Origin of the sequence: Lentzea sokolovensis (genome assembly GCF_033949975.1) — a bacterium.
Taxonomy (GTDB): Bacteria; Actinomycetota; Actinomycetes; order Mycobacteriales; family Pseudonocardiaceae; genus Lentzea; species Lentzea sokolovensis.
This window is the reverse complement of sequence record NZ_JAXAVU010000017.1, coordinates 475,715-496,641: the sequence shown is the minus strand read 5'-3', so window position 1 is coordinate 496,641 and position 20,927 is coordinate 475,715. Positions and strand designations below refer to the sequence as shown.

The window sequence follows — 20,927 nt, the reverse complement described above, 5'->3', positions numbered from 1 at the left end:
CCAGGGGTTCGCGGCCAACTCAGCGTACTTCCGGTAAACGCTTACATCCGAGGCTTGACCGGTCTTGACCGTCTTCTTTGGCGGACCTAGGCTGCCGTCGGACGTACACATCCGATCTTTGGGCGCCGCCGCCAACGGACCTGAAGGGTGCTGGAGTGGAGCTGTCGCGGCGCGGGCTCATGGGCGGGGTGGTGGCGGGGGCGGCGCTCACGGCGTTGCCCGCCGGAGCGGAGGCGGAGACCTCCGGGTACACGACGAGGATCGACTGGGAGAGGTTCCTCGGCGAGCAGGACCTGGTGTGGCAACGGATTCCGCGTGCCTGGTACGAGGGACCGTTCCTGGGCAACGGGTTTCTCGCCACCGCCGTCTACCGCGAGCCCGGCGCGAACGCTGTCCGGTTCACCGTGGACCACGCGAAGGTGCAGGACCACCGGCCGCAGTTCGGCAACGAGTGGGGCGTGGCGCGGCTGCCGGTCGGGCGGCTGCTGCTGACACCGGTCGGCCAGATCACCGGGGTCGACCTTCGGCTCGACCTGTGGAACGCCGAACTGCGCGGCAAGATCGTCACCGACCGCGGTGAGCTGGCGATCAGGCTGTTCGTGCACGCCGAGAAGTCGTTGCTGCACCTGGAAGTTCGTCCCACAGGCGGCGAACGGGCGGTCAAGCTGGAGTTCCAGCCACTGGACGCGTTGAGCCCGCGCACGATCCGCGAACCACCGCCCGCGACGTTCCCGCTGAACCCCAAACCCGTCAGCCGCACCGTGAACGGGCTGACGCTCGTCACCCAGGAGATGGTCGCGGGCGGTCAGACCGCCACGGCACATCGGACGCGCGAGCGGCACGGTCGCACGGATCTCCTTCTGTCCGTGGAACATTCGTTTCCGGACAGGACAGCGGAGGCCACGGTCAGGACCGCGATCACCACGGCGCTGGCACCGGAAGTGCTGCGGCAACAGCATCAAAGATGGTGGCATCGCTTCTACCGCAAGAGCTTCGTGTCCGTGCCGGACGCGTTGATGCAGAGCTTCTACTGGATCCAGCTGTACAAGCTCGCGTCGGGCGCACGCCGGGAGGCGCCGATCATGCCGACCAGCGGGCCGTGGCTGGAACCGACGCCGTGGCCGTCGGTGTGGTTCAACCTCAACGCGCAGCTCGAGTACTGGCCGGTGCTCGCGTCGAACCACCTCGAACTCGACCCGATCCCGCGCACGATCTCGCAGCACCAGCAGATCCTCGTGGACGCACTGCGGCCCGAGTTCCGGGCGGACTCGATGGGGTTGCGGCGCAGCACCGATCCGACGTTTCAGGACGCCGGGTTCGTCGGCTCGCCGCTGCACCCCTCGCCGGATCCGGAGATCGGGAACCTGCCGTGGTTGCTGCACAACGCGTGGCTGCACTATCGCCACAGCATGGACGAACGGATCCTGCGCGACACCGTTTTCCCGGTGCTGCGCCGATCCACGAACTACTACCTGCACTTCCTGCGCAAGGGCGACGACGGCAGGCTGCACCTGCTGCCCACCTACTCACCCGAGTACGGCGTCGCACCGGACTGCAACTACGACCTCGCGTTGCTGCGCTGGTCGTGCCGCACGCTCGTCGAGTCCGCGAAGATCCTCAAGATCTCCGACCCGCTGGCCGCGCGCTGGCAGGAGGTGCTGGACCAGCTCGTCGACCATCCGACGGACGCGGGCGGGTTCATGATCGGCGCCGGGGTGCCGTTCGCGAAGTCGCACCGGCACTACTCGCACCTGCTGGCCGTCTACCCGCTGCATGAGGTCACCTGGGAGCAGCCGGAACGTCGTGACCTCATCGAACGCTCGCTGAAGCACTGGCTGAGCTTCGAGGGGTCGTTGCGGGGCTTCACCTTCACCGGCGCCGCGTCGATCGCCGCCCAGATGACCAGGGGAGACGACGCACTGGGTTACCTGCGTGAGTTCGTGGCCAGGTTCGCGCAGCCCAACACCATGTACTTCGAGGCGGGGCCGGTGATCGAGACGCCGCTGAGCGCCGCGAAGTCGTTGCAGGACATGCTGGTCCAGAGCTGGGGCGGGCTGATCCGGATCTTCCCCGCCGTGCCGTCCGGCTGGCGGGACGTCACGATCCACGACACCCGCACCGAGGGCGCGTTCCTGGTCAGCGCGGTGCGTCGCGGCGGGAGGACGCGGTTCGTGCGGGTGCTCAGTGAGGCCGGCCAGCCGTGCCGGGTGCGCACGGGCATCGACGGGCCGCTTATCGTGCGCGGCTGCTCGCGATGGAGCGTCCGGGACGGCGTGGTCGAGCTGGGACTGCGGAGGGGCCAGGAGGCCCTGATCCACGCGAAGGGCGAGCGCGACTTCACCATCGCGCCGGTGCGGATCACGTCGCCGGGCCGGCGCTGGGGGCTGCCCGCGTTGCCACCCGGTGGTAGCGCGGTGCCGGTGGACATCAGCGCGTCGTTCGACAACGACGGGCTGTCCAACGAGTTCACCAGCCGTGACGGGGACTTCGACGGGCTGGGCGACACCTATCCGGCCGCGCAGCTGCCGCAGACCGGGTCCGTCACCGACGACGGTGTCCTGTTCGAGTTCCACAACGGCGACGAGGCCAGCAGGAACAACACCGTCGCCAGTGGACAGACACTCGCCGTTCCCGCCGGGAAGTACGGGAAGCTGCACCTGCTCGCGGCCGCCGACACCGGCAACGTCGAGGCGGACGGCGCGGTGGTGTACGCCGACGGCGCCGTTCCCGCCCGGTTCCGCGTGACGGCCTGGCAGCAGCGGCCGCAGTTCGGCGAGTCGGAACCCGTTGCCACGACGCTGATGCACACGCCGTCCGGTCCGGTGACCAGGCAGGTGTCGATCTTCCACCAGTTCGTCGAACTGGACGCCGCCCGAGAGCTCTCCGCCGTCACCCTGCCCAGGACGAGCGGGCCACGCCTGCACGTCTTCGCGATCACCTTGGAGAAGCCGAAGTGAGATCACTGCTCACCGCGCTGGCGCTGGTCGCAGCGTCCGTGGTCGTCCCCGCACCACCCGCATCGGCCGTGGATCCGACGTTGGCGCTGACGCCTCCGATGGGGTTCAACAACTGGAACACCACCGGCTGCGACATCAACGAGCAGATGATCCGCGACATGGCGGACATCTTCGTGACGAAGGGTCTCAAGGACGCCGGCTACCAGTACGTCAACGTCGACGACTGCTGGGCCGACGCCACCCGTGACCCGGCGACCGGCCGGTTGCGCCACCATCCCGTTCGCTTTCCCAGTGGCATGAAGGCGTTGGCGGACTACGTCCACGCGCGTGGACTCAAGTTCGGCATCTACACCAGCGCTGGTGTTCAGACCTGCGCCAAGACCATGCCGGGTGCGCTGGACCACGAGGAGATCGACGCGCAAACGTTCGCGGACTGGGGCGTCGACTACCTGAAGTACGACAACTGCAACAACGAGGGCCGTCCCGCCCTGGAGCGCTACACGAAGATGCGGGACGCACTGAAGAAGACCGGCCGCCCGATCGTCTACTCGATCTGCGAGTGGGGCCAGAACAAGCCGTGGGAGTGGGGCAAGGGCGTTGGGCACCTGTGGCGCACCACCGGTGACATCAACGACACCTGGTCCAAGACCGTGGAGATCCTGAAGCTCAACGCGCCGCTCGACGCCTATGCCGGGCCGGGACACTGGAACGACCCCGACATGCTGGAGGTCGGCAACGGCCGGCAGACCACCGTCGAGTACCAGAGCCACTTCGCACTGTGGTCGATCATGGCGGCGCCATTGCTGATCGGCGCGGACCTGCGCAAGATCTCGGCCGAGCACCTCGACATCCTGCGCAACAAAGAGATCATCGCGGTCAACCAGGACCGGCTGGGCGTGCAGGGGAAGGTGATCGGGCAGAAGGACGGGCACTGGGTGTTCGTGAAGCCCCTGGCCAACGGGGACAGGGCGGTGGCGCTGTTCAACGAGTCCGAGGTGAACGCGACGATCTCGACTTCGGCGCGTGCGGCGGGGTTGCCCGCGAGCCTCGGGTACACCGTGCGGGATCTGTGGCAGGGCAAGAACTTCCAGTCCGCCGGGCAGATCTCGGCCTCGTTGCCTCCGCACGGCACCGCGATCTTCCGGGTGAAGGCGTCGCAGGACTGGTACCGGCACGAGCCGGCGATCGACACGTCACTGGACGTCGCAGCCTCGGTTCCCGGCATTCCGGGCACTCTCACGCCTGCTGGGGAGCCGTTCGTTGCTAGCGTGACCGCTACGAACCAGGCACCGATTCCGTTGCTGAACGCCTCTACTTCCTTCGCGGCGCCTGCCGGGTGGAAGGTCGAGAAGCTCTCTTCCGAACGCGCTGCGGTGTTGCTGACCTCGCAGTCGGTGCAGAGCAGATGGCGGGTCACACCCCCTGCCGGGGTCTCGGCTGGGACGCATGTGTTGCGTGGCTCGCTGGGCGCCGCCTGGGTTGGGCACGGCCAGTTGTCGCGACCGGTGGAGTCCGGGGTGCTCGTGCCTGGTGCCGGGCCGTCAGGGGAGGTGTGGGCGAGTGACGTCCAGTTCACCACCGAGCGCAGCGGGTACGGACCGGTCGAGCGGGACCGGTCCAACGGCGGCTACGTCGGTGGTGACGGCAAGACGTTGACCATCAACGGGAAGACGTACGCGAAGGGGCTCGGCGCGCACGCTCAAGCCGAATTGATCCTGTACGTGGGTGGGCGTTGCACGTCGTTCTCTTCTGATGTCGGCATCGACGACGAGCGGGACGTGAACCAGCTCGGGTCGGCGGTCTTCGAGGTCTGGGCGGACGGCACGAAGGTCGCCGACAGCGGGCTGCGCACGTGGCGCGACGACGCGGTGTCGTTGGCGGGTTCCCTGAAGGGCGCCAAGTTCCTGCGGCTGGTGGTCGGCGACGGCGGTGACGGCGTCAGGTTCGATCGAGGAGACTTCGCCGCCGCAAGGCTGACCTGCTGAGCGCGACGGCCGCGATGACGGCGACGAGCACGCCCGTGGACAGGATCTGGCCGCGGGCCTGCTCGTCGCTGAGCATCAGCACGATGATGCCGGCGATCGCCGCCAGCGCCAGCCAGGAGAGGTACGGATAACCCCACATGGGGACCGCCGGGTTCTCGTAGGTGCGGCGCAACCGGATCTGGGAGACCGCGACGAACGCCCAGACGACCAGCAGCGCCGAGCCGACCGCGTTGAGCAGCAGCAGGAACACCGTGTCCGGCCACAGGTAGTTGAGGAGCACGGAGAAGAAACCGAACGCCGTGGAGGCGAGCACGGCGTTGCGCGGGACGCCGTTCTGCTTGGTCAGCAGGGCTTTCGGCGCCTCGCCGCGTTCGGCGAGCGAACTGAGCATGCGAGCGGCGCCGTAGAGCGTGGCGTTGATGGCGCTCAGCAGTGCCACGAAGATGACGACGTTCATGATCTGCCCGGCCGCCGGGATGCCGATCCGGTCGAGCACCGCCACGTACGGGCTGGCGCCGACCTCGGAGTCGTTCCAGGGCAGGAGAGTCACGACCACGGCCATCGAGCCGAGGTAGAAGACGAGCAGCCGGGTCATCGACGTCCGGACGGCCTTCTTGATGGCGTGCTTCGGGTCTTCGGCATCGGCCGCGGCGATCGTGACGACCTCCAGGCCACCGAACGCGAACACCACCGCCATGAACCCGGCGATGACGCCGCCCCAGCCGTTCGGGAGGAAGTCTTGGAGATTCTGCGTGCCGGGCGAGTCGACGTTGGGCAGCAGGCCGGCGATCGCTGCGGCTCCCAGCAGGAGGAAGAGGACGATCGCGGCGACCTTGAGGCCGGCGAACCAGAACTCGAACTCGCCGAAGTTGCGGACACCGGCGAGGTTCACGGCGGTGAGCGCGGCCATGAAGATCAGCACCCAGGCCCATTGAGGGATGGCGGGGACCCAGCCTGACGCGATCTTGGCCGCGCCGGTCGCCTCCACCGCGAGCACGACGCCGACCGCCGCCCAGTACGTCCAGCCGACCGTGAACCCGGCCCACGGACCGATCGCCTTCTCCGCGTGCACCGAGAACGCGCCGCCGCTCGGATGTTCGGCGGCCATTTCCCCGAGCATGCGCAGCACCAGCAGCGCCAGAATTCCGGCAAGTCCGAACGAGATGAGCACGGCCGGTCCGGCCAGCGCGATGCCCGCCCCCGTCCCGACGAACAGACCCGCTCCGATCACGCCACCCAGCGCGATCATGGTGACATGCCGTTCCCGCAGGTGAGTCACGCTCTCAAGCCCCGTTCGAGTGTGCCGATGGCGGCCCGATAGTGAGTTCATGGCGGCGGAGAGTCAAATCGTGTGATCGGAGTTACACCGTACTGAAACAGAGTGAGGGTGAGATCGATGAACTCGCCTGAGGGAGTACTGCCGTCCGGAGTTCTGCCGCAGCTCGACACGTTCTCCGGCGCGCTGGAGCGTTACTCGAGCTGGGGGTGGCTCGTGCTGCGGTCGGAGAACCGGCTGCTGCTGACCACCGACCACACCGTGTCCGCCGTGGAGATGGCGGCCGGGATCGGCGGGGAGGTGCAGCACTACCTGTCCGTGCGGATGCTCGGCGGGCCGGTGGTGGTGTTGCCGTCCGCGTCCGGGGCCGCCGGGCGGTGGCTCATCCTCACTGAGTCCGCTGATGAGGCTTCGCAGGTGAACTTGATCCGGTTGCGGGCTCGTGGGGCTTTGACGCATCGGTTGGGGACGTTGGTGCCGTTGCCGCCTTCGCGGATTGACGGGGGCGGGGTTCGGTGGTTGGGGGACGTGCCTGGGGGGCGGCCGTTCTTGCCGCCGTTTTCGGCTGTGGTGGCGGCTTTGCGGGCGGTTACGGAGACTGCTGGGCTGCGGTGAGTGGCGGGGCTGCGGGTGGCGGGCTTGGGTTGAGTCGGCGGGTCGCGGCCTTGCGGGTGGCGGGCTTGCGGGTGGTCACCTTGCGGGCGGCCACGTTGCGTTGAGCTGGCGGGTCGCGACCGGGCGGGTGGTCACCTTGCGGGCGGCGACCTTGCGTTGGGTGCTTCCCCTGGGGGCTCTGCCCCCAGACCCCCGGCAATCTGATCGGGGGAGGGCGCCACGCGTGGGTTGATGGCACGCCTGTTGCGTTGGGCGGCTGCCTGTTGCGTAGTTGGGTTGCGGGCCCGCTCGGTAAGGACGGCTCGCCTTCGGCGTCGCTGGATCAGGCCGCTGGGGCTGTCTCAGGCCGCTGGGGGTAGGACGTTCGTCCTGAAGTGGTTGAGGGTGTTGCCTCGTTCGGCGAAGTTCACCACCACGTAGGTGCCGTTGCGGCCCTGTGCGAGGCCCACGCCTACGCGGGTCGACGCCTTCCAGACCATGGCGGTGAAGTGCAGGACGCCGTAGTCGATGTTCGACTGCGTCATCTCTTTGCTGTAGTCGTAGCGGCGCGATTCGGCATACCAGTCTTCCAGGGCTTTCACGATCACTGAATCGATTGCTTTGCGGCCGCCGGTCTCGTACAGGTTCTCGCCGTAGGTGTTGTCGGGGCGGTGCTCGAAACTGTTTGTCGTGTGGAGATGGTCTGCCCATTCTTGCGCCGTTCTTGACACTTCGGAATCGAGGGAGAAAGGCGGCACGCCGTGCTTTGCGCGGTAGGAGTTCATGAGTCCTACCGCCGTGGAAACGGGGTCCGCGGCCACCGACGGGGTGGTGGGCAGGAGTAGAGCTGCCGCCACGGCGATTACGGTGAGCATCGATCGCATGACTAGTTTTGTCCCCCAAATGGGGTAGGGAAGGCAATAGTCATGGGCAAATCCGTTGTCTTGATAGGCGGTGTGTAGTCATGCCATAGTCTTGGTGTGTGACGCGGGTCATTGGTGGGCTAGGTGTCTGGGGATACCCCTACGACCCCCTTGCGTTACCGCCGACTACCCCGGTTGCGATGCAAATTCACTCCACAGGACGCGGCTGAGGCTCTACGGTTTGTGATGTCGAACACCAACGTGAGGAGCTGGACATGGATGGCTACGAAATTCTCGCCGACGAGGATGGCCACGTTCGCGGGTACGACTAGAGCTCAACTCCACTGGCCGCGTGAGGGAGTCACCCCGAAGCGACTCCCTCACGGCCTGAGTGGTTAGTGGGGCGTTGTTGGTCAGGACTGGGAATGTGCCCTGGCCGTGCTCGCGCGGATCACCAGCGTCGTCGGAAGTTCGCGGTGCTCGGGCTGTCCGCCTTCGAGCAGGGTGGCCAGGAGGTCCACGGCCACCTCGCCTGCGGCCTCGGTCGGCATGTGGACTGTCGTCAGCGCTGGGGAGCACATCGTCGCGTACAGGATGTCGTCGAAGCCGGTCACGCTGATCTGCTCCGGCACCTTGACGTCGTGCTCCGCGAGGTAGGCGAGCGCGCCCAGTGCGATCAGGTCGTTGTAGGCGATGAACGCCGTCGCGCCGGTGCTGAGCGCCTGTTCGGCGGCTGTGTAGCCGCCGTCGAAGTTCGGGTCGAACGAGCCGAGCAGTTGGGCGCGGCCGTTCAGGCCCTGCATCCTGCGGTTGTTCGACCACGCTGCCGCGGGGCCGCCCAGGTAGACGTAGTCCCTGTGGCCCAGTGATTCCAGGTGTGTGACTACCTGCTCCATGCCGTTGGCGCTGTCCATCAGGACGGACGAGACGCCCGGCACGATGCGGTTGATCAGCACCAGCGGTGTGGCCGCGGCCAGGTCGATGATCGTCTCGTCGGACAGCAGTGACGCGCAGAGCACCACGCCGTCCACCTGTGACGCCATGGTGCGGACCAGTTCGGCCTCGGTCTCGGGGTCCTCCCTGCTGTCGCAGAAGAACACCGAGGTGCCGGCCTCGCCCGCCTTCGTCTGCACGCCCCGCAGGACGGACGGGAAGAAGGGGTTGAGGAGGTCGGGCACCACGACGGCGAGGTTGCCGGTGCGGCCGGTGATCAGGCTCCTCGCCGCCCGGTTCGGCTGGTAGCCGAGCCCGGCGACGACGTCCAGAACCCGTTGCCGGGTCGCGTCCTTGACCAGGCCCGGCGCGCTCAGCGCACGCGAGACGGTCGAGACGGAGACCTGAGCCTGGCGAGCGACATCCCTGATCGTGACGGCCACGCGCAAATCATCGCAGTCAAGGTCAAGAGCGACCTGCCAAACGGTTAGAGCTCCAGGCCGGTCAGGACCAGCACGCGCTGTTCGGTGAGGTCGTCCATGGCCGCGCGCAGGCCCTCGCGGCCGATGCCGGACTCCTTCACGCCGCCGTACGGCATCTGGTCCGCGCGGTAGCTCGGCACGTCGCCTACGATCACGCCGCCGACCTGGAGTCGTTGCGCGGCACGGAAAGCGAGCCGCACGTCCGTGGTGAACAGGCCCGCCTGCAGGCCGTACCGGGAACTGTTGACGCGGTCGAACGCCTCCTCGACGCTGTCGACCCGCGTCAGCGTCACGACCGGGCCGAACACCTCCTCGGCGTTGACCTTCGAGTCCTCCGGCACATCTGTCAGCACTGTCGGCGCGTAGGTGCGGCCATCGCGGGTGCCGCCGGTCAGGACTGTGGCACCGGCTTCCCGGACCCACGACTCGACGCGGTCCGCGGCGGCGTCGTTGATCAACGGGCCGACGTCGCCGGCCACGTCGAGCTTGTTCACGTGCTGCACAACGGCTTCCGAGACCGCGTCGTACACGTCGGTGTGCACGTAGACGCGTTGCACCGAGATGCACGACTGGCCCGCCTGGTACATCGCGAACGTGGCGATGCGCTGTGCCGCGAACTCGACGTCCTGCCAGTCCGGCGCGACGATCGCGGCCGCGTTGCCGCCGAGCTCCAGCGTCACGTGCTTGCGCGGCACGCGGTCCTTGATGCCCCAGCCGACCGGGCCGGAACCGGTGAACGACACGACCGGCAGGCGCGGGTCCTCGACCAGCGCCGCGGTGTCCTCATTGGACAGGTGCAGGATCGAGAAGGCGCCGTCGGGCAGGTCGGTCTCGGCCAGCAGCTCGCCGAGCAGGAACGCGACCTTCGGGGTGGCGGGCGCCGGCTTCAGCACGATCGGCGCGCCCACCGCGATGGCGGGAGCGACCTTGTGCGCCACCAGGTTCAGCGGGAAGTTGAACGGCGCGATGCCCAGCACCGGACCGCGCGGCACCCGGCGGACCAGCGCGAGGCGGCCCTCGGCGGACGGGTCGGTGTCGAGGCGCTGCAGCTCACCGGAGAACCGGCGGGCCTCCTCGGAAGCCCAGCGGAACGTGGAGATCGCGCGGGTCACCTCGACGCGCGCCCACTTCGGCGGCTTGCCCGAGTCGTTGTTGATGGCCTGCGCGAACTCCTCGGCGCGGTCGGCCAGGCGCCGCGACACGTGGTCCAGCGCGGTCGCACGACGGTGCGCGGGCAGCGCGGCCAGTTCGGGGGCGACGGCAGCGGCCTTGGCGACCGCGTTCTCGACGTCTTCCTGAGTGTGAAATTCGATCATGCGAGCAGGGCTCCTTCGAGCACGTCGAGTCCTTCGGCGAGCAGGTCGTCCGGAATGACCAGCGGGGGCAGCAGGCGGATCACGTTGCCGTAAGTGCCGCACGTCAGCACGACGACACCCTGTTCGTGGCACGCTTTCGCGACGCGCGCGGCGACGTCGGGCGTGCGTTCGGTGAACTCGATGGCGAGCATGGCGCCACGTCCGCGGATGTCCGCGATGATGTCGGTCTTCTCCGCGATCGCCCTGAGACTGGTCAGCACGGTCTCCTCGATGCGGCGGGCGGCGGCGTTCAGGTCGCGCTCGCGCATCGTGCGGATGGCACCCAGGGCCGCCGCGCACGCCACCGGGTTGCCGCCGTAGGTGCCGCCGAGGCCGCCGACGTGCACGGCGTCCATGATCTCGGCGCGCCCCGTGACGGCGGCGAGCGGCAGGCCGCCCGCGATGCCCTTGGCCGTGGTGATCAGGTCCGGCACGACGCCCTCGTGGTCGAGCGCGAACCACGAACCGGTGCGGCAGAAGCCCGTCTGGATCTCGTCTGCCACGAACAGGACGCCGCGCTCACGGCACCATTCGGCGATCGCCGGCAGGAAGCCCTCGGCGGGGGCGATGAAGCCGCCCTCGCCCTGGATCGGCTCGATCACGACGGCGGCGGTGTTGTCCGCGCCGACCTGCTTCTCGATCGCGGCGATGGCCTTCTGAGCCGCTTCGTGGCCGGTCAGGCCGTCGTGCAGCGGGTAGGACGCCGGCACGCGGTAGACCTCGGGCGCGAACGGGCCGAACCGGTGCTTGTACGGCATGTTCTTGGCGGTCAACGCCATCGTGAGGTTCGTGCGGCCGTGGTAGCCGTGGTCGAACACCACGACGGCCTGCCTGCCGGTGACGTGCCGGGCGATCTTGACCGCGTTCTCGACGGCCTCGGCGCCGGAGTTGAACAGCACCGACCGCTTCTCGTGGTCGCCGGGCGTGAGCTCGTTCAACGCCTCGCAGACGTCGAGGTAGCTCTCGTACGGCGTGATCATGAAGCAGGTGTGGCTGAACCTGTCGATCTGCGCGTGCACCGCCTCGGCCACGGCGGGCGCGGGGTTGCCCACGTTCGTGACGGCGATGCCGGAGCCGAGGTCGATGAGCTGGTTGCCGTCGACGTCGATCAGCAGACCGTCGTCCGCGGAGTCGATGTAGGTGGGCAGCGTCGAGCCCACTCCCGCGGCGACGGCGCCCTTGCGCCGCGCCTGGAGCTCCAGCGATTTGGGACCGGGGATCGCGGTGCGCAGTCGGGTCATGTTCCCCAGCATGGCCCTGGTCAGCACGCTGCGCAGTGCCTGAAATGGCGATCTGTGGGCGTTGAGATGTACAAAGTGGCACATGCCCATCGCGCTGCGGGAACTCGCTCGGACGCTTCGGCTGCCGGTGCTGGCAGGGGACGTGTCGAGGCCGGTCGCATGGGTGCACGGCACGGAACTCGCGGACCCCACGCCGTTCCTCGAAGGGGGCGAGCTGCTGCTCACCACCGGGCTCGCGGTCGTGGGTGCCGACTACGTCGAACGGCTGGTGCGCGCCGGAGTGGTCGGGCTCGGCTTCGGCACCGGGCTGGGCCACGACGTCGTGCCGCCCGTGCTCGTGGAGGCCGCGGCGAAGGCCGACCTGGGGCTGGTCGAGGTACCGCGCGGGGTGCCGTTCATCGCGATCAGCAAGGCGGTGTCGAAGGCTCTCGCGGCGGACGAGTACGCGGCGCTGACCCGGACCAGTGAGGCGCAGAGGGCGCTGACGCGCGCGGCCGTGCGGGGTGGAGTGGGCGGGGTGGTGCGCAGGCTCGGCCAGTGGGTCAACGGCTGGGCGGTGCTGCTCGACTCGGCGGGAGAACCGGTGCACGCGCACAACCCGCGGCTTGTCCCGGACCTGGCGCGGCACCGCGTGCCCGGCCCCGATCCCGACCTCACCGCCGCCGTGGCGAAGGTTCGCACCGCGGGCGGCCTGGCCAGCGCCGCCTTCGAGACCGCGGGCTGGCACGTGTTCCTGCAGGCGTTGGGGAGTCGCGCCAAGGGAGTGCTCGCGGTCGGCACCGCGGCCCCGCTCGACGCCGCCGACCTGAGCATCGTCAACACGGCCGCGTCCTTGCTGACCCTCGCGCTCGCCCAGAACGACGCCGTCGACGCGGCCCACCGGGAGTTGCGAGCAGGGCAGTTCCGCCTGCTGCTGGCGGGGATTCCGGTCGACGGGCTGCCCTCGCGGTTCCGGGTCTTCCTCGTGGACGAGCCGCCAGACGACGGCTTCTGGGCCGAGCACGAAGGCCGGATCATCGTGCTGGCAACGGAGTTCGACGGCTTCGCGTCGTCCGAAGTGGACGCCACCGAGGTCGCGCGCGGCTATCGCGAGGCCCAGCAGGCCCGTCGAGCAGGCGTGCGGACGTTCGAGGACCTCGCCGGCAGCCTGAAGGTCCCGGACGGGTTCGCGGAGGCGTTGCTCGGGCCGCTCGACGCCGAGACCCGCGAGACGTTGCGGGTCTGGCTGACCCACCACGGTGCCTGGGACCCGGCGGCGGGGGAGCTGGGCGTGCACCGGCACACCCTGCGCAACCGGGTGCGCAAGGCCGAGCAGGCTCTCGGCCGCTCGCTCGACTCGCCCGGCCTGCGCGCGGAACTGTGGCTAGCCCTCCACCGCGAAGGTCAGTGAGGCGGTGTAGCCGGACCCGACGTCGCCCGACATGGTCGCCATCTGGTGGTCGACGCCGTCGCGGAACACCATGTCCTGCTTCAGGGACGTCCGCGACATGTTCTGCACGCTCTGCGTGTAACCGGTCGTGCCGTAGACCTCCTTGCACGTCGTCTCGGGCAACGCGAGCTGCGAGGTCGTGATCTTGTTGCCGGCCTTGGTCGCCTCGGCCAGGCTCGGGTAGACCTCGAAGTGGATGTGCGGCCAGCGCCCCGAGTACGCGCCGGGGAAGACGCTGACGAACTTCAGCTTCCCGCTGGAATCGGCCTCCTGGACGCCGCGCAGGAAGTTCTCGTTCTTCACGCGGTCCGAGTACATCGAGTAGTCGCCGTTGATGTCGCAGTGCCACAGGTAGACGGCGGCGCCCGCGAACGGCTTGCCGTCGTCGTTCTGCACCGTCAGGTCGATCGTGAGCTGCACGCCCTCGGCCGTGCGGGTCGAGGAACCGAAGCTGGACCGGATGTCCGATCGCACGATTCCGCTCTGCGTCAACGCGTTCGGGCCGTTGGAGCCGTCGCCGGGGTACGGGCCCGCCGTCTCCTCGGGGATCGGTTCCAGCGGCGAGCCGTCCGCCGTCGTGGACGAGCCGGCGGTGGTGGTCGAGGTCGCGGTGGTGGTCGACGGGGCGCAGGCCACGAGCGTGAGGCCTGCGCCGCCGAGCAGCGACAACGCCCGCCGGCGCCCGAAGAGCGTGGCGAGGTCGAACTGGAGGCCGCGGTCGTGGTTGTCCGTCATGCGCCCAGATTGCGGCCGAATCCTGTGAGCCGCCTGTGGAGAACCTGTCTGTGTTTTATGGCCGCTGCTTCGCAGACGGCGGTGAGTTCGTCGGGAAGTCGGTCGTCCGGCCACCGCTTCGGCCCGAATCGCCTTCGGCGGTTGACCCGAAGAGGCGACCGGACGACCGACACGAACTCACGCTAGCTGAATTCCGGGAGGGTCAGCGCCGAGTGCTCAGGCCGCGCGGCCGGGGCGGGCATCGTCTCGCGGGAGCGCAGGGCGGCGTTGCGGGCGGCCAGCGCCTCGGCGGTGCCGGGGAAGAGTTCGGCGTTGCCCACGTCGACCAGGCCCTGGTTGGCCTCCACGAACGGCCGGATCGTGCGTTCGTACGCCCCGAAGTCGCGCATGTTGCCCGCCAGCACGTACGCGCCGACGAGCGCGAGGCTCGACCCCTGCCCGGTGAGGAACGACGGGGCGTACGCGGCGTCACCGACGAGAGCGACGCGGCCGGACGACCAGTGCGGCATGCGGATCTGGCTGACCGTGTCGAAGAACAGGTCGTCGGCCTCGTGCATCGCCTTGACCAGCCCCGGCACCTCCCAGCCGTCGTCAGCGAACACCGACGCCACGAGATCACGCTGGGCCTGCGGGTCGCGGAACGCACCGAACGGAGCCTCGGCGCGCGTGAAGCTCAGGAACCCGTGCACGCTCTCGTTCGACCCCACCGCGTACAGGGCTGCGGCGCGGCCGGGTTCGTTCCACATCAACGCTTCCTGCCGGAGGTCGAGGTGGTTGGGCAGGGTGAAGCCCGCGAAGCAGTAGCCGAGGTAGCGGTGGAACCGCTCCTCCGGGCCGAACGTCAGCGCCCGCACCGTCGAGTGGAGCCCGTCAGCGCCGATGACGTGGTCGTAGGTGCGTTGAAGGCCGCTGCGGAACGTCACGTCCACGCCACCGGAGTGCTCGGTCATCGTGACGATGGTGTTGTCGAAGAGGAACTCCACGTCGTCGCGCACGGTGTCGTAGAGGATCTCGGCGAGGTCGCCGCGCCGCACCTCCAGGTCACTGTCGTCGCTGCCGGTGAGCGACTCCGGGCGGATCGACGCGACGTGGCTGCCGTCGGCGTCGAGGAACGTGATCTGCCGCGTGTTGACGTGCGCCTCGCGGAGCCGGGGGAGCAGGCCCATCCGGTCGACCACCCCTAACGCGGTGCCGCGGATGTCGATCGGGTAGCCGCCGCCGCGCAGGGCGTGGGACTTCTCCACGACGGTGACGTCGAAGCCGTTCCGCCGCAGCCAGAACGCGAGCGCGGGGCCCGCGATGCTGGCGCCGGAGATCAGGACTGAGCTCATGGTTCCTCCAGATAACTAACTTAGGTATCCTTTTTCAGGCCGCGATGATCGCTACGGTTGCCTGCGAGTGAGGCAAGCATATACCTAAGTTAGGTAAGTAAGGTGTGAGATGAGCGAGGCCCTGGACCCTGCGGCACTGCTGCCGCGCCTGATGCAACTGGGCACCGTGCTCAACCGCAGCCAGCTGGTCGAGCGGGGGATGGAGCACGTCGGCCTCCCGCTCGACCGGCCCGCCCTGACCGTGCTCATCACCCTGCGCATGGCCGGGCAGCCGTTGCGGGTGGGGGAGATCGCCGCACGGATGCAGGTCGTCGGCCCGCACGTCACGAGGCACCTGCACGACCTGGAGCGCGCCGGGCTGGTGCGTCGCGTCGTCGACCCGGACGACCAGCGCGCACGCCTGGTGGAGCTGACGGACACCGGCGCCGCGGCGGCCAGGCGCTACCTGGAGGCCGTCCTGGGCTGGCTCACCGGCGCGGTCGCCGACTGGTCGGAGGAGGACCAGCAGACGCTCGGCCGGCTGCTCAGCCGGTTCGTGGACGACCTCCAGGCGCACCTCAGCCGAGAGTGAGCAGCACGGTGCTGGAGCCGTGTCGGGGCTGAAGCTTCAGCACCGTGCCACCGAACGTGCCGGGCGCCGAGGAGACAGCCGCCCAGCCCGTCGCCCTGCCGCGCAGGTCCTCGACGGTCGAGGCCCGCACCGGTGTGCCGTCGATCACCACGCGCTGCACGTTCGCCGGCACCATCAGCTGCGACTCGCCCGGAGCGTTTCGCAGCGTCACGAGGACGTGCTTGCCGAACGAGTCGACCCGCAGGTTGCCGAACGTCCCGTCCGCCGTGGGCGACACGAGCCAGCCCGCGCGGTCGCGCCGGTCCAGGTCGTTGACGTCCCAAGCCTTCGACCAGACGTCCGGTGTGCGGAAGTTGAACGGCATGGCCGACGAAGCCCGCAGGTACAGCGGGAACTCGTCCAAAATGGACTCACGCGTGATCGTCCTGCCGCCGGTCACGCGCTCCCCGGAGAACAGGTCGATCCACTCACCGCGAGGCAGCCAGACGTCGACCGGCGTCGGTTTTCCTGCCGCCCCATCGGTTTCGGCGCGATCGGCGGTCACCGGTGCCGCGAGCAGGTCCGGACCGACCATGAACTGCTGGTCGGCCTTCCACGCCGCCTCCTCGCCGGGGTAGCGGAACGCCATGGGCTGTGTGATGGGCGTGCCGTCTCGTGAGGCGCGAACCGCCTGCGCGTACAGGTACGGGAACAGCTCGTAGTGCAGGACGGCCGCCCGCTTGAACCGCTCGAACGTCACCGCGTCGTACAGCCACGGCGTCGAGTTGCGGCCGGAGCTGCCGACCTGGAACACCGGCGTCACCGCGGACTGCTGCGCCCACCGCACGAACAACGACTCCGACGGGCCGCCGCCGAGGTTGCGGTAGCCGCCGATGTCCGAGCCGTGCACGGGGTGGCCGGAGATCCACGAGTTGATGCCGCGCCGGGTCGTGAGCCGCAGGCCGTCGAAACTCATGTCGGCGTCGGCCTGCCAGAACCCGTGCAGGAGTCCGGGCATCCCGTCGCCGCCCGCGCGGAACAACGTCGTGTAGTCGTCCCCGTGCACCTTCCGCAGCATCTTCACCACGGATTCCGCGTACAGCAACGGATACTCGTTGTGGATCAGCGTTCCAGGGCCGCCGGCGAACGTCGTCTCCTCGAAGTTGTGCTCCTCGCCGCGGTCGCCCTTCACGAAGTTCACGCCCATGCGGAACACGGCTTCCAGCCGGGCCTCGTAGTGAGCCCGCGCGACGGGGTTCGTGAGGTCGATGTCCCAGACGTTCGTGCGATCGGACTGGGCGAAAGAGCCCTCCGGATAGTCGTGCGGGCACGTCTTGCCGTCCGCGGCCTTGCTCAGGAACGGCGCCACCCACACGCCCATGTTCACGCCACGCGACCGCATCCAGTCGATCGTGCCCTGCGCGTCCGGGTACATCGTCCTGTCGAACTTCAACGCGCCGATGCACGCGTAGGTCGGCCGGGCGCCCTCCGGACCCTGCTCCCACGGGTTGTCGACCCACAGCGTGTCCAGCGGGACGCCGCGCGCCTGGAACTGCGTGACGTCCTCGACGACCTCGTCTGAGTGGGTGTACTTGTCGCGCCACTTGGTCAGCGCGAACTGGCGGGCCGGCGGCAGCGTGGGCGTGCCGACGCGCTTGAAGTAGGCGCTGTTGACCTGTGCCGGTGAGCCCGAATAGACCTCGTAGTCGAGGCGGGAGGTCTTGAAGCACAACTGAATCCGGTCCGGCACGCCGAACGTCACCGGGCAGGGCGCCGGCTTGTCCGCGCAGTGGTCGTCGGCCAGGGCGCCGGGGAACGCCGTCCTGCCGATCGCGCGGGTGTCGGCGTAGATGCCGTAGCCCGCGCTGGACGTGAAGAACGTCGAGGGTGCGCCGTTCTTGTTGCACTTGCCGAACGTCGAGGCGCCGACGAACACTGCCTTGTTCAGCAGCACACGTCGTTGCAGGTCGACGAACATCGTGTGCGCGCCGCCGCCGAGGAAGTGCTCCTCCAGCGAGCCGGTCAGGTTCGCCGACACCTGCCCGACGCCGGTCGACGGCTCCAGCGTCCAGCCGACGCGCAGGCCCCGCTCGGTCCGCGTCACGACCACGTCGGCCGTCCGTGCGACCTCGGTGGTCGCCACGACGTAGCGCACGCCGCCCGGAACCCGTTTCTGGGCGACGACCTTCGTCAGCGAGTGCTGCGTGCCGTCGGCGAGGCGGTAGAACGTCTCGCGCTGGCCGGTCAGCGCGCGCCCGCCGTCCTGGAAGTCCAGCGAGAACGGGCTGTTCACGGCCTTCCACGTCAGGCCTGTGCCGGCCATCGCGATCGGTGCGCCGGCCGAGAGGCCGGCTGCCACCAGGAGAAGTGTGAGCAGGTGTCTCACGCCGGCACCACCCCGTTGATCGTGGTGTTGCGGAACACCAGGTCGTCGGTGTGCTCGATCAGGTTCGGTTCGGCGATCGCGGTGAACGCCGAGCTGGTGATCCGGACGTTCCTGACGTGCTGCTGCGGGAAGCCGCGGAAGGTCGCCGCGATCCGGCCGCCGTTGATCCGCATCCGGTCGATCGTGAGGTTGTCGATCCGCGGGAAGAAGCCCTTCGTGCCGCCGTTCTGGTAGTACATCGACACGAACAGGACCTCGCGCTCGACGTTCTGCCCGAAGACGTTGCGCAGGTGCACGCCGTCGATCACGCCGCCGCGGTCCTGGTTGGTCTTGACGTAGAGGGCGTGCTTGATCGGGTACCGGCCGGGGAAGTCCGGCGCGTTGATCTCGCAGTCGCGGCAGAAGACTCGAGACACACCACCGGACATCTCGCTGCCGATCGTGATTCCACCCCACCGGCCGGAGAACTTGCAGCGCTCCACCACGACGTGCGTGGACGGGATGCCGACGCGTCGTCCGTCGGCGTCCCGGCCGGACTTCAGCACGACGCAGTCGTCGTTGGTGTTGAACTTCGAGTCGTGCACGTGCGCGTAGGACGACGAGTCGAGATCCACGCCGTCACCTTGGGAGTTCGTGGAGTAGATCTCGATCCGGCGCACGGTGATGTTGCGGGAGAACACGAAGTGCAGCGACCACATCGCCGGGTTGCGGATCAGCACGTCCTCGACCAGCAGGTTCTGGCAGCGGAAGAACTGGATCATGTTCGGTCGCATGTTCTTCCCCGGTCCCATGATCCGCTGCTCGACCGGGACGCCGTCCTCGCCCCACTGCCGCAGCAACGTCGTCGAGCCCGCGCCCCAACTGGCCCATTTGCCGTTCACCGCGTCGCCGTCGAGGGTGCCGCCGCCGGTGATGGCGATGTTCTTCTGCTCGAACGCGTAGATGAACGGCTGGTAGTTGTGGCAGAGCGTGCCCTCCCAGCGGGTGAGCACGAGCGGCAGGTAGTCCTCGGGATCGGTGGAGAACTTGACGGTGGCGCCTTCCGAGACGTGTAGCTCCACATTGGACAGAAGACGGATGCCGCCGGTGAGGAACGTGCCCGCGGGCACCACGACACGTCCGCCACCGGCACGATGGCACGCGGTGATCGCGCGCTGGAACGCCTCGGTGTTCTTGGTGAGGCCGTCACCCTTCGCACCGAACGCGGTGACGTCGTAGTCCTTCCCGCAGATGCGCGGAGGGCAGATCCGTGCCAGGATCGACGGCACCTCGTGCCAGGGATCCGCTGCCGCGGCGGCGATCCCGGTGGGCAGCAGGAGACCGGCGGCGGCCAGGCCGGAGGCACGTGCGAAATCACGACGTGACAAGGACACGGGTTCCCCTCAGACCTTCTTGCCGTTGATGGTCACGTTGGTGAACTTGGTGCCGTCCGCGTTCTTGATGCTGGGCTTCGCGGTGGTCACGTTCGTGAAGGTGCTGTTGGAGATCGCGACGTTCCTGATGTGCGACTCGTCGAGGCCGTCCAGGGTGACGGCGGTCTTCTTGACCCCGTTGACGGTGAAGCCGTCGGCGGTGATGTTCTGCACCCTGGGGTTCACGATCGGGCCGTAGCCGGGGCCGGTGAGGCTGTAGTTCAGCGTCACCATGATCGCCTCGCGGTCGACGTCGGTGGCCTTGATCCGCCGGGCGTGGATGTTCTCGACGGTGCCGCCGCGCCGCTTGTTCGTCTTGATGTACAGGACGTGGAACGGTTTGTAGCTGGAGCCCTTCTTCACCGTGCAGTCCTGGAAGAAGACGTTGCGCACGCCGCCGGACATCTCGCTGCCGACCGTCAGGGCGCCCCAGCGGCCCTCGAACGAGCAGTTCTCGATCACGATGTTCTCGCTGGCCACACCGACTCGGCGGCCGTCGATGTCGCGACCGGCCTTGATCGCGATGCCGTCGTCGCCGCAGTCGAACCGGCACCCGGTGATGTGGACGTACTGCGAGGCCTCGGGATCGCAGCCGTCGACCATGCCGCCGCGGCTGTAGACGAAGATGTCGCGGATCGTCACGTTGCTGCACAGCACCGGATGCACGTTCCACATCGCGGAGTTGCGCAGCTGAACGCCCTCGACGAGGACGTTGCGGCACTCGTACAGCGTGATCATGTTCGGCTTCAGGTAGTGGCCCATGCCGAACTTCCGGTCGGCCACCGGCCTGTTGTCGACGGCCTGCTTCTGCAGCTGTTCCCAGTCGGGCTGCCGCTTGCCGTCGTAGTCGAACCACGGGCCGGACGGGCCCTGGCCGTCGATCAGGCCCGGTCCGGTGATCGCGATGTTCTCGGCCTTGCGGGCGTAGATGAACGACGAGAAGTTCATGCACTCGATGCCCTGCCACCGGGTGTAGACCAGCGGGAAGTCCTTGGGATCGGTGGAGAACAGGATGGTGGCGCCTTCCGAGACGTGCAGGTTCACGTTGCTCAGCAAGGTGATCGCGCCGGTCAGGAAGGTGCCCTTGGGCACGACGACCTGGCCGCCACCCGCCGCGGAGCAGGCCTCGACGGCCTTCCTGAACGCCTCGGTGTTCTTCGTCTTGCCGTCGTCCTTGGCGCCGTACGCCGTGATGTCGAACCTGACGTTGGGGAACGTGGGCGGCACGATCTTCGCGAGGATCGCCGGCACCTGGTCCCACGGCGACTCTGCCATCGGTATCGCGGTGTGGTCCTGCGCCGAGGCGACCGGCGCCGGGAGGAACGAGCAGGACAACATCGTGACACCCGCGGTGGCACCGGCGACTTTGAGGAAGTCGCGGCGATTGGTCTCCATCGG

15 protein-coding genes are annotated in these 20,927 nt (G+C 68.4%); 5 read left to right on the top strand and 10 right to left on the bottom strand.

Annotation, left to right across the window (positions count from 1 at the left end; translation table 11 throughout):
• Positions 1-155 precede the first annotated feature (155 nt).
• Positions 156-2,957: a glycosyl hydrolase family 95 catalytic domain-containing protein gene (locus tag SK854_RS45305; RefSeq protein WP_319981377.1), complete on the top strand. Its 2,802-nt coding sequence runs from the start codon at positions 156-158 to the stop codon at positions 2,955-2,957.
• A complete protein-coding gene (locus SK854_RS45300) occupies positions 2,954-4,942 on the top strand; it encodes an NPCBM/NEW2 domain-containing protein (protein ID WP_319981376.1) in 1,989 nt (662 codons plus the stop codon). The genes SK854_RS45305 and SK854_RS45300 overlap by 4 nt, the downstream gene beginning before the upstream one ends.
• Here the strand turns inward: SK854_RS45300 and SK854_RS45295 are convergent.
• Complete coding sequence (locus tag SK854_RS45295; protein ID WP_319981375.1) at positions 4,896-6,221, bottom strand: amino acid permease; 1,326 nt, start codon at positions 6,219-6,221, stop codon at positions 4,896-4,898. The genes SK854_RS45300 and SK854_RS45295 overlap by 47 nt on opposite strands.
• A 117-nt stretch (positions 6,222-6,338) precedes the next feature.
• Between SK854_RS45295 and SK854_RS45290 the strand changes: the two genes are divergently transcribed.
• Positions 6,339-6,833 (top strand): hypothetical protein, encoded by a 495-nt coding sequence (locus SK854_RS45290; RefSeq protein WP_319981374.1) that lies wholly within the window; start codon positions 6,339-6,341, stop codon positions 6,831-6,833.
• Positions 6,834-7,174: 341 nt separating this feature from the next.
• Here SK854_RS45290 and SK854_RS45285 read toward each other — a convergent pair whose 3' ends face one another.
• The 4 genes from SK854_RS45285 to gabT form a co-directional block, all read right to left on the bottom strand.
• Complete coding sequence (locus SK854_RS45285) at positions 7,175-7,696, bottom strand: CAP family protein (RefSeq protein ID WP_319981373.1); 522 nt, start codon at positions 7,694-7,696, stop codon at positions 7,175-7,177.
• 392 nt (positions 7,697-8,088) lie between these two features.
• Positions 8,089-9,051 carry a LacI family DNA-binding transcriptional regulator gene (locus tag SK854_RS45280; RefSeq protein ID WP_319981372.1) on the bottom strand — a complete coding sequence of 321 codons (963 nt, stop codon included), beginning with the start codon at positions 9,049-9,051 and terminating at the stop codon, positions 8,089-8,091.
• A 44-nt stretch (positions 9,052-9,095) separates the two neighbouring features.
• On the bottom strand, positions 9,096-10,508 hold the full coding sequence (locus SK854_RS45275; RefSeq protein WP_406601905.1) for an aldehyde dehydrogenase family protein: 1,413 nt from the start codon (positions 10,506-10,508) through the stop codon (positions 9,096-9,098).
• Positions 10,403-11,686 carry a 4-aminobutyrate--2-oxoglutarate transaminase gene (gene gabT / locus SK854_RS45270; RefSeq protein ID WP_319981371.1) on the bottom strand — a complete coding sequence of 428 codons (1,284 nt, stop codon included), beginning with the start codon at positions 11,684-11,686 and terminating at the stop codon, positions 10,403-10,405. Before gabT ends, SK854_RS45275 begins: the two co-directional genes overlap by 106 nt.
• Before the next feature lie 82 nt (positions 11,687-11,768).
• Here gabT and SK854_RS45265 point away from each other — a divergent pair, with 82 nt between their 5' ends.
• Positions 11,769-13,076, top strand: a complete 1,308-nt coding sequence (locus SK854_RS45265) for a PucR family transcriptional regulator (RefSeq protein WP_319981370.1) — start codon at positions 11,769-11,771, stop codon at positions 13,074-13,076.
• Here SK854_RS45265 and SK854_RS45260 read toward each other — a convergent pair.
• Together SK854_RS45260 and SK854_RS45255 are read right to left on the bottom strand one after the other, a co-directional pair.
• Positions 13,050-13,850 (bottom strand): dioxygenase family protein, encoded by an 801-nt coding sequence (locus SK854_RS45260; protein WP_319981369.1) that lies wholly within the window; start codon positions 13,848-13,850, stop codon positions 13,050-13,052. The genes SK854_RS45265 and SK854_RS45260 overlap by 27 nt on opposite strands.
• Before the next feature lie 182 nt (positions 13,851-14,032).
• Positions 14,033-15,181 carry an FAD-dependent monooxygenase gene (locus SK854_RS45255; RefSeq protein WP_319981368.1) on the bottom strand — a complete coding sequence of 383 codons (1,149 nt, stop codon included), beginning with the start codon at positions 15,179-15,181 and terminating at the stop codon, positions 14,033-14,035.
• 109 nt (positions 15,182-15,290) lie between these two features.
• On the opposite strand from SK854_RS45255, the gene SK854_RS45250 reads away from it, so the two are divergent.
• Positions 15,291-15,752 carry a MarR family winged helix-turn-helix transcriptional regulator gene (locus tag SK854_RS45250; RefSeq protein ID WP_319981367.1) on the top strand — a complete coding sequence of 154 codons (462 nt, stop codon included), beginning with the start codon at positions 15,291-15,293 and terminating at the stop codon, positions 15,750-15,752.
• Here SK854_RS45250 and SK854_RS45245 read toward each other — a convergent pair.
• From SK854_RS45245 to SK854_RS45235, 3 genes are read right to left on the bottom strand one after another with little or no spacing between them, the layout of a single operon-like run.
• Complete coding sequence (locus SK854_RS45245; RefSeq protein WP_319981366.1) at positions 15,739-18,117, bottom strand: TIM-barrel domain-containing protein; 2,379 nt, start codon at positions 18,115-18,117, stop codon at positions 15,739-15,741. The genes SK854_RS45250 and SK854_RS45245 overlap by 14 nt on opposite strands.
• Positions 18,114-19,490 carry a glycoside hydrolase family 28 protein gene (locus tag SK854_RS45240; RefSeq protein WP_319981365.1) on the bottom strand — a complete coding sequence of 459 codons (1,377 nt, stop codon included), beginning with the start codon at positions 19,488-19,490 and terminating at the stop codon, positions 18,114-18,116. Before SK854_RS45240 ends, SK854_RS45245 begins: the two co-directional genes overlap by 4 nt.
• A 9-nt stretch (positions 19,491-19,499) precedes the next feature.
• Complete coding sequence (locus SK854_RS45235; protein WP_319981364.1) at positions 19,500-20,924, bottom strand: glycoside hydrolase family 28 protein; 1,425 nt, start codon at positions 20,922-20,924, stop codon at positions 19,500-19,502.
• Positions 20,925-20,927 lie beyond the last annotated feature (3 nt).

Bases quoted from the DNA above. Each gene is read 5' to 3' on its own strand.
- SK854_RS45290 (WP_319981374.1), top strand. From the start codon at position 6,339: ATGAACTCGCCTGAGGGAGTACTGCCGTCCGGAGTTCTGCCGCAGCTC.
- SK854_RS45285 (WP_319981373.1), bottom strand. From the start codon at position 7,696: ATGCGATCGATGCTCACCGTAATCGCCGTGGCGGCAGCTCTACTCCTG.
- gabT (WP_319981371.1), bottom strand. From the start codon at position 11,686: ATGACCCGACTGCGCACCGCGATCCCCGGTCCCAAATCGCTGGAGCTC.
- SK854_RS45265 (WP_319981370.1), top strand. From the start codon at position 11,769: ATGCCCATCGCGCTGCGGGAACTCGCTCGGACGCTTCGGCTGCCGGTG.
- SK854_RS45260 (WP_319981369.1), bottom strand. From the start codon at position 13,850: ATGACGGACAACCACGACCGCGGCCTCCAGTTCGACCTCGCCACGCTC.
- SK854_RS45255 (WP_319981368.1), bottom strand. From the start codon at position 15,181: ATGAGCTCAGTCCTGATCTCCGGCGCCAGCATCGCGGGCCCCGCGCTC.
- SK854_RS45250 (WP_319981367.1), top strand. From the start codon at position 15,291: ATGAGCGAGGCCCTGGACCCTGCGGCACTGCTGCCGCGCCTGATGCAA.
- SK854_RS45235 (WP_319981364.1), bottom strand. From the start codon at position 20,924: ATGGAGACCAATCGCCGCGACTTCCTCAAAGTCGCCGGTGCCACCGCG.